Source organism: Ruegeria sp. AK4 (assembly GCF_056541025.1).
Window position 1 is genome coordinate 76,164 of sequence record NZ_JBQFXS010000014.1, and the last position, 12,799, is coordinate 88,962.

The 12,799-nt window shown below is 60.0% G+C and carries 12 protein-coding genes and 1 pseudogene; 10 read left to right on the top strand and 3 right to left on the bottom strand.

Going from position 1 to position 12,799, the window contains the following annotated elements:
* The first annotated feature begins 130 nt into the window (after window positions 1–130).
* The 10 genes from ACR0EZ_RS19640 (at window position 131) to pdeM (ending at window position 11,398) form a co-directional block, all read left to right on the top strand.
* A complete protein-coding gene (locus ACR0EZ_RS19640) occupies window positions 131–1,366 on the top strand; it encodes a CpaE/TadZ family protein (RefSeq protein ID WP_480616311.1) in 1,236 nt (411 codons plus the stop codon).
* A gap of 24 nt (window positions 1,367–1,390) precedes the next feature.
* Window positions 1,391–2,830: a TadA family conjugal transfer-associated ATPase gene (locus ACR0EZ_RS19645; protein ID WP_480616313.1), complete on the top strand. Its 1,440-nt coding sequence runs from the start codon at window positions 1,391–1,393 to the stop codon at window positions 2,828–2,830.
* Window positions 2,831–2,841: 11 nt separating this feature from the next.
* Window positions 2,842–3,810 (top strand): type II secretion system F family protein, encoded by a 969-nt coding sequence (locus ACR0EZ_RS19650; protein WP_480616315.1) that lies wholly within the window; start codon window positions 2,842–2,844, stop codon window positions 3,808–3,810.
* Window positions 3,811–3,820: 10 nt separating this feature from the next.
* Window positions 3,821–4,795, top strand: coding sequence for a type II secretion system F family protein (locus ACR0EZ_RS19655; protein WP_480616317.1), 975 nt, complete (start codon window positions 3,821–3,823; stop codon window positions 4,793–4,795).
* Between the two features lie 69 nt (window positions 4,796–4,864).
* Complete coding sequence (locus ACR0EZ_RS19660) at window positions 4,865–5,389, top strand: tetratricopeptide repeat protein (RefSeq protein ID WP_480616335.1); 525 nt, start codon at window positions 4,865–4,867, stop codon at window positions 5,387–5,389.
* Between the two features lie 29 nt (window positions 5,390–5,418).
* Entirely contained in the window at window positions 5,419–6,270 is an 852-nt protein-coding gene (locus ACR0EZ_RS19665; protein WP_480616319.1) for a tetratricopeptide repeat protein, read from the top strand.
* A 3-nt stretch (window positions 6,271–6,273) separates the two neighbouring features.
* A complete protein-coding gene (locus tag ACR0EZ_RS19670; RefSeq protein WP_480616321.1) occupies window positions 6,274–6,819 on the top strand; it encodes a prepilin peptidase in 546 nt (181 codons plus the stop codon).
* Between the two features lie 115 nt (window positions 6,820–6,934).
* Window positions 6,935–8,242: an ATPase gene (locus ACR0EZ_RS19675; RefSeq protein ID WP_480616323.1), complete on the top strand. Its 1,308-nt coding sequence runs from the start codon at window positions 6,935–6,937 to the stop codon at window positions 8,240–8,242.
* A gap of 40 nt (window positions 8,243–8,282) precedes the next feature.
* Window positions 8,283–10,694 (top strand): ligase-associated DNA damage response DEXH box helicase, encoded by a 2,412-nt coding sequence (locus tag ACR0EZ_RS19680; protein WP_480616325.1) that lies wholly within the window; start codon window positions 8,283–8,285, stop codon window positions 10,692–10,694.
* A 41-nt stretch (window positions 10,695–10,735) separates the two neighbouring features.
* Window positions 10,736–11,398 (top strand): ligase-associated DNA damage response endonuclease PdeM, encoded by a 663-nt coding sequence (gene pdeM / locus ACR0EZ_RS19685; protein ID WP_480616327.1) that lies wholly within the window; start codon window positions 10,736–10,738, stop codon window positions 11,396–11,398.
* Window positions 11,399–11,400: 2 nt separating this feature from the next.
* On the opposite strand, the gene ACR0EZ_RS19690 is transcribed toward pdeM, so the two are convergent.
* The 3 genes and pseudogenes from ACR0EZ_RS19690 to ACR0EZ_RS19700 form a co-directional block, all read right to left on the bottom strand.
* Window positions 11,401–11,817: a LytTR family DNA-binding domain-containing protein gene (locus ACR0EZ_RS19690; RefSeq protein WP_480616328.1), complete on the bottom strand. Its 417-nt coding sequence runs from the start codon at window positions 11,815–11,817 to the stop codon at window positions 11,401–11,403.
* Entirely contained in the window at window positions 11,814–12,137 is a 324-nt protein-coding gene (locus ACR0EZ_RS19695; RefSeq protein ID WP_480616330.1) for a hypothetical protein, read from the bottom strand. Before ACR0EZ_RS19695 ends, ACR0EZ_RS19690 begins: the two co-directional genes overlap by 4 nt.
* Window positions 12,138–12,343: 206 nt before the next feature.
* Window positions 12,344–12,799, bottom strand: a pseudogene (locus ACR0EZ_RS19700) (bifunctional methylenetetrahydrofolate dehydrogenase/methenyltetrahydrofolate cyclohydrolase); the annotation flags it as partial.

The following is a 12,799-nucleotide window of genomic DNA, read 5'->3' on the forward strand; positions in this document are numbered from 1 at the left end:
ACTTCAAAGCGACATTGTGAACAATAGGGTGGCCTGCGGCTTGAATTGACCGCATCGGGGCGACAGCAAATCAACCTGAACGACCGACGTTCGCACGAGATGCTGGGCCCTCACGACGAGGATTGTGTTTATGACCAGCGCTACGCCGCAAGATGAAAATACCGCCATTCTGGCCTGCACGATCAGCAGGGACGTGCAGAATTTCGACCTGCTGATCGAAGATATGGAGGCGGCTCTGGGCGAGCGTTGGGGAGATCTTGGTTTTGCCGAGGCCCTCGCGTTCTTCACCCAGCCCGAAGCCGATTCGCTGCAATTCGTCGCGTTGGCCATCGATGGCGAAGACGAAGATAACCTGACGCTGATGGGTGAAATCATCGCTCAGGCCAAAGACAAGAAAATCAAAGTTGTGCTGATTGCCGAGGACGTGACCCCCGCCTCGTTGCATCAGTTGCTGCGCAAGGGCGCCGACGAATTTGTCCCCTACCCTCTTCCCGAAGGGGAATTGGCGGAAGCCATCGAGCGGATGAACCAGCCTGACCCGGTTGCCGTTGCCCCCACAGCAGCAGCCACCCTGACCGACGGCGCGTCCAAGGAAGGCGCGCTGTTCGTGACCCACGGGCTTGCCGGAGGCGTTGGATCGACCACGCTGGCCGTCAACCTTGCGTGGGAGCTTGCCAGCGTGTCGGACAAAGAGGCCCCCTCGGTCTGTCTGATCGATCTGGACCTGCAATATGGCACGGTTTCGACTTACCTCGACCTGCCGCGGCGCGAGACGGTGTTCGAAATGCTGTCGGACACCGATTCGATGGATGATGAGGTTTTCTCGCAAGCCCTTCAAACCTATGAAGAAAAGCTGCAGGTTCTGACCGCGCCGTCAGACATGGTGCCACTGGACCTGATCACGCCGGAAGACATCCAGCGGGTGATCGATCTAGCGCGGAAGCATTTCGACTATGTGATCGTGGACATGCCCAAAACGCTGGTTCTGTGGTCGGAAACGATTCTGCAGGCCGCGCATGTGTATTTCGCCGTGATCGAACTGGATATGCGGTCGGCGCAGAACGCGTTGCGCCTGAAACGCGCGCTGCAAGCCGAAGAACTGCCCTTCAACAAGCTGCGCTTTGCCCTGAACCGTGCGCCCAAGTTCACGGACCTGAACGGTAAAAGCCGCGTGAAACGCATGGGTGAAAGCCTTGGCATTTCGATTGACCTGCAACTGCCAGATGGCGGCAAACCCGTCATGCAAAGTGGCGATCATGGCCTGCCGCTTGCCAATTCGGCCGCGAAAAACCCGCTGCGCCGGGAAATCGCGAAGCTGGCGAAATCGCTGCACAGCCTGGGCAGCAACGACGCAGAAGCCGCGTAACATCATCCCAAGGGGGGATCCGCCGTGTTTTCAAGATACAAGAAACAACCTGCTGCGCAGCCGGTACAGACACCCGACAAAGCCCCCGAGGCCGCATCAGCCCCGGCGGCGACCTCTGCCGCAACCGCGATTGTGCGCAAGCCCATCCAGAAAAAAACGGCCGAAGTCGTCGGATCCGACCGAGAGCGCAAGCGCAAAGAGCGGTTGGGCGAGATCAAGATCGAACTGCACCGGGAACTGCTTGAAAACCTGAACCTTGCCGCGTTGGAAAACGCAGGCGAGGCAGAGTTGCGCTCGGAGATCAGTGCCATCGCCAGCGAGGTGCTTGAGGCCAAGAATATCGTTCTGAACCGGGACGACCGGTCACAGCTCAACAAGGAACTTTATGACGAAGTCACTGGCCTTGGCCCACTGGAAACCCTTCTGCAGGACGAATCAGTCAACGATATTCTGGTAAACGGCCCGCAGCAGATTTTCGTGGAACGCGCCGGTAAGCTGGAACTCAGCGACATCACGTTCAAGGACGAAAAGCACCTGATGCGGATCATCGACAAGATCGTGTCCGCCGTGGGCCGTCGTGTCGATGAATCAAACCCTTACGTTGACGCCCGTCTGGCCGATGGTTCGCGTTTCAACGCCATGGTACCGCCGATTGCGGTGGACGGATCGCTGGTTTCGATTCGTAAGTTCAAGAAAGACAAGCTGGGCATCGACGATTTGGTCAATTTCGGGGCCTTTACCGAAGAAATGGCCGCTTATCTGCAGGCCGCTGTGTCGACCCGACTGAACATCATCGTCTCGGGCGGTACCGGTTCCGGTAAAACGACCACGCTGAACGCCCTGTCCAGCTTCATCGACGACGCCGAGCGCATCCTGACCATTGAGGACACGGCGGAACTTCAGCTGCAGCAGACCCATGTGGGCCGGATGGAAAGCCGCCCCCCCAACGTGGAAGGAAAAGGTGAGGTCAGCCCGCGCGACTGTCTGAAAAACGCCCTGCGTATGCGCCCCGACCGCATCATCGTGGGGGAAACGCGTGGCGCCGAGGTGATCGACATGTTGCAGGCCATGAACACCGGCCACGATGGATCGATGACCACGATCCACGCCAACTCGGCCCGCGATGGTATCTCGCGTCTGGAAAACATGATCGCGATGGCCGGGATCGAGATGCCGATCAAGGCGGTCCGCAGCCAGATTTCATCTGCTGTGAACCTGCTGGTTCAGGCCAGCCGCTTGCAGGACGGCTCGCGCCGGATGACCTCGATCACCGAGATCACGGGGATGGAAGGCGATGTGATCTCGATGCAGGAAATCTTTCGTTTTCAACGTGTTGGTCTGACCCCCGACAACAAGATCATCGGTCACTTCACCGCAACGGGCGTGCGCAGCCACTATTCGGAACGCTTCCGCCTGTGGGGCTTTGACCTGCCCGCGTCGATCTACGACCCAACCACAATGTAGGAGATCAGGACATGCAACTGCCTATGGAGGCACTTATCTATGTCGCCATCTTCGTGGGGGTCCTGGCCCTGGTCGAAGGTATCTATCTGGTCGCATTCGGCAAATCCATCAGCCTGAACAGCCGGGTCAACCGCCGTCTGGACATGCTCGACAAGGGCGTTGGTCGCGAACAGGTGCTGGAGCAGCTGCGCAAGGAAATGCAGCAGCATATGAAAACGCAGAGCATCCCTCTGTATTCATTGTTGGCTGACAAGGCGCAGAAGGCGGCGATTGCGTTTACGCCGCGCCAGTTGATCATGATCATGGGTCTTGTGTCCGCAGTGGCCTTTATGGGGCTCAGCATCGGCACCCCGACCGACCTGCCGCTGCGGATTGCGATTTCGGTCGCGATTGGCGTGGGCGCTGTCTATGCTTGGGTCAATCACAAAGCCAAAAAGCGCATGTCGATGATTGAGGAACAACTGCCTGATGCGGTTGAACTGATGGTCCGGTCGCTGCGTGTGGGCAACCCGTTCGTGTCTTCGGTCCAGATTGTCGCGAATGAGGTTCAGGACCCGCTGGCAACCGAATTTGGCGTCATCGCAGACGAATGCGCCTATGGCCGCGACGTGGGCGAGGCGCTGAAAGACATGGCGGAACGGCTCGATATGCAGGATATGCGCTTTCTGGCCGTGGCCGTGGGTATCCAGCAGCAGTCCGGTGGTAACCTGGCCGAGATTCTGGCCGGTCTGGCGCAGGTCATCCGTGCCCGCTTCCGCCTGTTCCGCCGCGTGAAAGCGATTACCGCCGAAGCGCAGTGGTCCGGCAAGTTCCTGTCTGCCTTCCCGCTGGCCTGTCTTGCGTTCATTCTGGTGAAGGACCCCGGCTATTATGACGAGGTTCTGGACCACGCCTACTTCATTCCGATGTGCTTCTTTGTCGGCATCATGCTGACGCTGAACCTGATCGTCATGAAGATCATCACCAACATCAAGGTCTGAGGGCAGTACAATGGAATTCCTGACCAGCATCAACGACCTGTTGACCCAGCACCTGGGAGAGTTCGGCCCCCTGATCGTTGTCGGCGTTCTGGGGATGGTCATGGTCCTTGTGGCCGTCTCGCTGATGATGAATCAGCCCGAAGACCCCCTGAAGAAACTGCAACGCTCAAACTCGCAGCCAAAAAAGAGCAAGAAAAACAAGAAAGAACAGCTTCGCAACTCCAGCCGCAACGAGCAGCTTGAAAAGTTCGCGACCTTTCTTGAGCCGAAGAACGAAGAAGAGCTGTCGGCCATTCAGCTCAAGATGCGGCAGGCCGGATATCAGTCCAAGGACTCGGTCCGCTTTTACCATTTCGCCCAGTTTGCTCTGGGGATCATCGGCATCGTCATCGGCGTTCTGCTGGTCACGGTCTTTGCCGGGGATGAGGAATATACCGGCCAGCAAATCCTGATCCGCGTTCTGGTGCCCGGCGGTATCGGCTATATGCTTCCCAGATACTGGATCACCCGCCGCGTGGAAGAACGCAAAGAGGCGATCATCGCCGCTTTCCCAGACACGCTGGACCTGATGCTTGTCTGCGTTGAAGCCGGACAATCGCTGGATCAGGCCATCGTCCGCGTGGCGTCCGAGATGAAAAGCTCGTACCCCGAAATCGCGCAGGAATTCGAAGTCGTCGCGTATGAGATGAAGGCCGGTAAAGACAAAGACACCGTTCTGCGGGACTTTGGCACCAGATGCGGCGTTCAGGACGTCAACGCTTTTGTGACCGTCATGATCCAGTCGGCAACATTCGGTACATCTATTGCCGAAGCTCTGCGGGTTTACGCCTCGGAGATGCGGGACAAGCGGGTTATGCGCGCGGAAGAGGCCGCAAACAAGTTGCCCACAAAGATGACACTGGTAACAATGGGCCTGACCGTTCCGCCGCTTCTCGTTATTCTGGTCGGACCATCTTTCAACGTCATCTCGACCTTCGGACGCTGAGGTTGCTACCAAATGAGACCACTCCGCCGGTGTGACCTTTCAGGGTTTCGCCAAGTGCTCAAGGCCATCATGGTGTTTACCGTGATGGCCTCTTGCACTGAAAGCGGGCAGTCCAGCGATCTGGATGCGCCGGGGGTGGACCCCACGGGGCAGGCTGCGGACAGCATCACCGTCGGAAACCGCCTGATGGCAGCAGGGGAATATGAACTGGCGCTTGAAACATTTACGCGCGCCGCCTTGGAAGAAGGGCTGACACCCCAGATACTGACATCGATGGGCACCGCGAACCTAGGCCTTCGCCGGTTGGGACAGGCCGAAACCCTGCTGCGCCGCGCGGTCGAAGACGACACAGATTGGCCAGTAGCGTGGAACAATCTGGGCGTTCTGCTCATGGAGATTGAGGAATATCCCGAGGCCGCACAGGTCTTTCGCCGCGCCTATGCGTTGGACAATGGCGAAAGTGACGCAATCCGCGACAATCTGCGCTTAGCACTCGCAAAAATGGAAAATCCTGTTAATAATACTCCACAAGAACAAGAATATACGCTGGAACAGCTTGGCGACGGGCAATTTTCGCTGCGCAAAATCCAGTAACCGAGGCCAGAGCAGTAAAGGACGCAAAAATGCGCCAACAATTCTTGATTCCATCCATCATTCTTGGCGGGCTGGTTCTGGCTGGCTGCGCGAAAGAAACCGAAGAGGAAAAGGTCGAACGCACGTTTCAGGAAGTGAACGTCATCGACGAAACCAACCTGAACGACGTTCTTCTCAGCGCAGCGGACCCGAACGAGGCCGTGACCTATTTCCACGGCGCTGCCAGCAAGAATCCCGACCGGATCGATCTACAGCGCGGACTGGCCATATCGCTGGCCCGGGCCAAGCGCACCACCGAAGCCGCTGCCGCATGGAAACGGGTGACGACCATGAAAGGCACAAACAGTGCCGACAAGGTTGAATATGCCGATGCGCTGGTGCGCAACGGAGACTGGGACAAAGCCGAAACCGTTCTGGATTCGATCCCGCCCACATATGAAACGTTCAAGCGGTACCGACTTGAGGCGCTGGTGGCGGATTCCCAGAAAGACTGGAAGCGCGCGGATCATTTCTATGAAACCGCCGTCGGGCTGACGACCCGCCCCGGCAGTGTCATGAACAACTGGGGCTATTCCAAACTGACCCGAGGCCAGTATGACGAAGCCGAGCGCCTGTTTACCGATGCAATACGTCAGGACAATTCGCTGTTCACCGCCAAGAACAACCTGGTTCTGGCGCGTGCAGCGCAGGGCAACTACAGCATGCCGGTTGTTCCCATGTCTCAGGTCGAACGCGCCAGATTGCTGAACACAATGGGAATTTCGGCGGTAAAACAAGGGGATGTGAACACGGCCAAAAACCTGTTCCGCGAAGCGATTGCCACCCACCCGCAGCATTTTGACGAAGCGGTCCGCTCGCTTCGCGCGCTGGAGGCAAGCTGAGTCATGCAAATCCCGGCGGTTGCTGCGCTCTGGTTCCTGCCTTTCGTGCTGCCGATCTGCTTTTACGTCGCCTTCACCGATATGCGTGAGATGCGGATCAAGAACCACGCGGTTGTGACTCTGGCCGTGGTGTATGTGGTCGTCGGATTGATTGCCCTTCCGCCCTGGTCCACCGGGGCAGTCAGTGGCGATATCGGGCCGCTTTCCCTTACGCTGCCAATCTATTTCTGGCAGCTTCTGCACATCGTCATTGTCCTCATTATCGGTATTGTCCTGAATGCTGCCGGCACTATGGGCGCGGGGGACGCAAAATTCCTGGCCGCGGCCTCACCGTTCGTTTGGACCGGAGACATCCTCATCTTTCTGCCCGTCATGATCGCGTGCCTGCTTGCGGCGGTTACAACCCATCGCATTGCGAAACACAGCCGGTTGCGCACCATCGCGCCGCATTGGGACAGCTGGGACACCGGCAAGAAATTCCCGATGGGTCTGGCGCTTGCGGGCGGGCTTGCCATGTATTTGATATTGGGCACTGTTCTCGGATCGTGAACTATCATCAGCGCGCCTTTTCGCTGCCTTGGTCCCGCCACAAAGCTGGGCCAGATTTCACCAAAGTCGCCCGTTAAGGGCTTTTGCGTGACATTTGGATAAACGGGCAACGCTCATGAATATGCAGACCACATCCGTTATGGCCCCCCCTGCCCCCAAGGGGTTGGGTGAAATGCAGCTTCCGCTGGTGATGATGCGGGACATCATGCTGAAAACCGTTTTCCGCAAAAACGTCGACACGGTATCAGAAGTGGCCGCCGCCATCTGCCTGCCCGGATCGGTCACGCAGGAACTGATCGACATCGCGCGCGAGCAGAAACTGCTCGAGGCGACCGGGACGCTGAACGCCAACAGCGGAAACGAGATGGGATACCAGTTGACCGACGCCGGCAAGGCCCGCGCGTTGGACGCGCTGAGCCAGTCGGAATATTTCGGCGCGATGCCGGTGCCGCTGGATGTGTACCGCGAGCAGGTCAAACGGCAATCGATCCGCAACATTCAGGTCACGCGCGAACAATTGACGGGCGCCATGGGCCATCTGGTTCTGCCCGACATGCTGCTGGACCAGCTTGGCCCGGCGGTCAGCGCCGGTCGTTCGGTTCTGATGTATGGCCCTCCGGGTAACGGTAAATCCTCGATCTCGAACGGGATCAGGGATGCGCTGGGCGACAATGTCTATGTTCCGCGCGCCATCGAATATGCTGGTCAGGTGATCACCGTTTACGACCCGATCGTGCACACCGCGATTGAACAGGAAGAAGACGACCCCAACAGCCTGCGCCGCCGCAAGCGGTTCGACACGCGCTATGTGCAATGCGAACGCCCGACCGTTGTGACGGGGGGTGAACTGTCGCTGAGCATGCTGGATCTGGTCTATAATCCCACCGCGCGCACTTATCAGGCGCCGCTGCAATTGAAATCCACCGGCGGCATCTTCATCGTGGACGACCTTGGACGTCAGGCCGAACCCCCTCAGGCCCTGATCAACCGCTGGATCGTTCCGCTGGAGGAAAGCAAGGATATCCTTGGCCTACAATCGGGTGAGAAGTTCGAGGTGCCGTTTGACACGCTGGTCATCTTCTCGACCAACTTCCACCCGAACGAAATCTTCGACCAGGCCGCCCTGCGCCGGATCTTCTTCAAGATCAAGATCGACGGCCCAAATCAGGAAAACTTCCTGAAAATCTTCGCCATGGTCGCCCGCAAACGCGGCATGCCGCTGGATGAGGCCGCGCTGGTGCATCTGCTGAAGGTCAAATACCCGACCATCAACAATATCTATGCGAACTACCAGCCGATCTTCCTGATCGACCAGATGATCTCGATCTGCGAGTTCGAGGGCATCCCCTATCAGATGAGCCCCGACTTGATCGATCGCGCCTGGGCGAACATGTTTGTGAAAGACGAAACAATCGTCAAATAACGCCGTGCCATTACCACTCCGAGGCGGGTAGTCTGCGTCCATGACGCAGATTCCCGCACGGATTGAGGCCTGGTTCACAGCCAAGGGCTGGTCCATCCATCCCCATCAGCAACAGATGTTTGACCGGGCCAAGGAACCGGCCAACCTGCTGATTGCCCCGACCGGCGGCGGCAAGACGATGGCGGGGTTTCTGCCGTCGCTTGCCGAGCTTTCCGACGGCGCGCATGCGGGGTTGCACACAATCTATGTCTCACCGCTCAAGGCGCTGGCGGCGGATATCAAGCGCAACCTGCGCGCACCCGTGGATGAGATCGGCCTGCCAATTCGCATCGAGGACCGCACCGGCGACACCTCGGCCACGCAGAAGAAACGCCAGCGGGTGGACCCGCCGCATATCCTGCTGACCACACCGGAAAGTCTGGCTTTGCTGACCTCTTATGAGGACGCGCCGCATATGTTCCAGGGGGTGCAACGCGTTGTTGTGGATGAAATCCACGCTCTGGCCGAAAGCAAGCGTGGGGACCAGTTGATGCTGGCGCTGGCCCGTCTGCAGCGCCTTTGCCCCGACATGCGCCGCGTCGGCCTGTCGGCCACGGTGGAAGACCCTGATGCCATCGCCCGCTTTCTGGCCCGCCACCCGGACCCCTGCCGGATCATACAAGCCGACCCCGGCCCCGACCCGGATATCCGGATGCTGGAAACCCGGGAAATGCCCCCCTGGTCCGGCGGCGGCGCGGCCTATTCCATCCCGGCCGTGCTGGACCAGATCCGGCAGCACAAAACCACGCTGATCTTCCACAACACCCGCGCGCAGGCCGAGATTTTCTTTCACAATCTGTGGCTTGCTAATGACGAAGGCTTGCCCATCGGCATCCACCACGGTAGCCTCGATCGGCAACAACGCGAACGGGTCGAGGCCGCAATGGTGCGCGGGGATCTGCGCGCCATCGTCTGCACCGGCTCTCTGGATCTGGGCATCGACTGGGGGGATGTGGATCTGGTGATCCAGATCGGGGCGCCCAAGAATGTCAAACGTCTGGTCCAGCGGATCGGGCGTGCGAACCATCGCTACAACGCGCCGTCCAAAGCCCTGCTGGTGCCCGCAAACCGGTTCGAAGTGGTGGAATGCGTCGCCGCGCTCGAAGCCGCCAAGGCGCATGAGCTTGATGGCGAGCCACGCGGCCCCGGCCCGCGCGACGTGTTGTGCCAGCACATCCTGATCGCCGCCGCTGCCGGGGCTTTTGAGGCGGGTGCGTTGTATCACGAAATGACCTCGGCCGGGCCATATGCGCGGCTGACGCGGGCCGAATTCAATGCCTGTCTCGATTTCTGCGCGACCGGGGGCTACGCCCTGCGTGCCTATGATCGCTGGCAACGGCTGCAGCAGCGCCCCGACGGCCTGTGGCAGCTGCGCGACCCCCGCGCGGCGCAGCGTATCCGTATGAATCTGGGGACAATTCAGGACACAGACACGTTGAAAGTGCGGCTGAGGCGGAACCGGGGCGGCAAACCCCTGGGTGAGGTCGAGGAAGGCTTCGCAGCCTCGCTCACCTCCGGTGACACCTTCCTGATCGGCGGTCAGATCGTGCGCTACGAAGGCCTGCGCGAAATGGTGGTCGAGGTCAGCCGCCGCGCCGACAAAAAGCCCAAGGTCGCCGTGTTCTCGGGCACCAAATTCGCGACCTCAACACAGCTGAGCGACCGCATCCTGCGCATGTTTTCGCAGGACAACTGGCCGCAACTGCCGACCCACACCGCCGACTGGCTAGCCTTGCAGCGCGACATATCCCGCCTGCCCCAACGCGACCGCCTGCTGATCGAGAGCTTTCCCAATGACGGGCGGGAAAACCTGTGCGTTTACGGCTTCGCCGGACGCAATGCGCAGCAAACGCTGGGGTTGCTGCTGACCAAGAGGATGGAGGAAACCGGGCTGGCGCCGCTGGGGTTTGTCGCAACGGATTATGCAACTCTGATCTGGGGGCTGGACGCCGTAACCGACCCGCGCCCCCTGTTCCAACTGGATGCACTGCGAGAGGGGCTGGACACATGGCTGGCCGGAAACGCGGTGATGAAGCGCACCTTTCGCGCCTCGGCCACCATTGCCGGGCTGATCGAACGCAACACCGGCGGTCTGCGCAAAAGCGGGCGGCAGGCGACGTTTTCCTCGGACATCCTGTATGACACGCTGCTGAAATACGATCCCGATCACCTGCTGATGCAGATCACCCGCGAAGAGGCCATGCGCGGCCTGGTCGATTTCGGGCGGATCGAAGCCATGGTCGCCCGCATCGGCGACCGGATCGATCTGTTGCGGCTGGACCGCGTGTCACCCCTGGCCGCGCCGCTGTTTCTGGAGGTCGGCAAGGTTCCGGTCAAAGGCACTGCCGAGGAACGGCTGTTGGCCGAGGAAAGCGCGCGATTGTTGCAGAAGGCCGGGTTGGAGCCCTCGTGATTCACCTTGCGTTGCGGGGTGAAACCGGCAAAGAACGTATCATGAACGGAAAAGAGTTTTCATTTGCCGGTCAGCGCCTGACTGCCCTTGCCTCAGGCGCTCTGTGGTGGCCGGACCAGCGCTTGCTGTGCGTCTCCGATCTGCATCTGGGCAAGTCCGAGCGGCTGGCCCGGATCGGCGGCCCCGCGTTGCCGCCTTATGACAGCCGCGACACGCTGGATCGGCTGGCCGCGGATCTGGACAGGACCGGGGCCGAAACGGTCCTGTGCCTTGGCGACAGTTTCGACGATCTGCTCGCCTCGACGTCGCTGGCCGCGTCCGAGACGCTTCGGATTGCCGCGATGCAGGCGGGCCGGGACTGGATCTGGATCGAAGGCAACCATGACCTCGGCCCCATCGAGTTGGGCGGCACACACCGGGCCGACTGGGCCTGCCAATCGCTGCTCTTTCGCCATATTGCCGAACCCGGCGCGCAGGGTGAGGTATCCGGGCACTATCACCCCAAGGCAACGTTGCGGGCGCGGGGGCGGGCAATCACCCGCCCGGCCTTTTTGCTGGACAGCAATCGCCTGATCCTGCCCGCCTACGGGGCCTATACCGGCGGGTTGCGCAGCTCGGATCAGGCATTGTCGGGCCTTATGGGCGCGAATGCGCGGGCGATCCTGACCGGGCCCAACCCACAGATGATCCCGATGCCGCGATAGGTTCAGATCAGACCATCCTGCTCCAGCCCCGGTCGGTACTTCCGGCTGACCGGAACCAGATCGTCATTGACCAGCCGCAGCCAGATTTTTCCGTCCGCCTTCTCGATGCCGTTTATTGCGTCGTCCGCGACCCAATGGGACCGGTGCGCGCAATGCCCGGGCACGGGCTCCATCTCGGCGATGGCATCGGTCAGGCGGGACCGGATGGTATATGTGCCCTCAGAGGTGACAACGTCGACATAATGGTCGCGCACGGTGAGATGAAAAATCTGGCCCTTGAACGAGGGGGGAAGCCGCCGCATCAGGCGCGGCGCGACGGGCTGAGGCTCATCCCCTTCCCGTTCATTCCGGCGCACCAGAAACAATCCGGCGGAAAACAGAATCCCGTAATTTGCGACTGTCGTCAGCGCGGGGGTCATGTTCCGCCAAAGGTGAACAGAACCCAGGCCAAAAGCCACAGCGACGGGGTCAACAAGGCTAGCACCAATGCTGCATATGCCAGATCACGCAGATGAAGATTTGCCTTTGCCAGCTTGTCCTGCACCAGTTTCCGCGCCACCCAGGTCGCTGACAGGGCCAGCCCCATCACCCCGGTCCAGAACAGCAGGCGCAAAATGAACGGCAGATCGGCCACCAGGAATGGCGGGAAAGCATAGGCCAACACTGGAAGGAATATTGCCGCGGCAACCACCCGCTGAGGCGTGCACAGGTTGCGAACCAGAACCAACTTCGACGTCATACTTATTAAACGATCCACTTCCAATCCCGATACGCCAGCGCGGGGCCGGCATTCGCCGCTAGCCCGTAACTGTCTGGGAAAGCAGGAATATCACGATTTTGGGTGCATTCAAAGTTAATTCACTGGGAATTTTTCGGCGCGCGCGTCAGTTTGACCGCCGCAGGAAATACCGGTCGGACCGCAGCAAACGGTCCGACCGTTCGAGATCAGGCCGTCAGCCCTTCGGGCTCGGGCAGGTCATTGGCGCGGCAGCAGGCTGTCAGGGTGTTAGCCAGAAGGCAAGCGATGGTCATCGGACCCACGCCGCCCGGAACCGGGGTGATCGCGCCCGCGCGTTCGGCGGCGCTGGCATAATCGACATCGCCAACCAGCTTGTTCTTGCCGTCGCGCTCGATCCGGTTGATGCCTACGTCGATGACGGTCGCGCCTTCCTTGATCCAGTCACCCGGCACCATCTCGGGCCGTCCGACAGCGGCCACGACAATATCGGCGCGCCGCACCACATCCGGCAGGTCCCTGGTGCGCGAATGGGCGATGGTCACGGTGCAACTATCGCCCAGCAGCAATTGCGCCATCGGCTTGCCCACGATGTTCGACCGGCCAATCACCACCGCATCCATGCCCGAAAGCGAGCCATGGTGGTCGCGCAGCATCATCAGGCA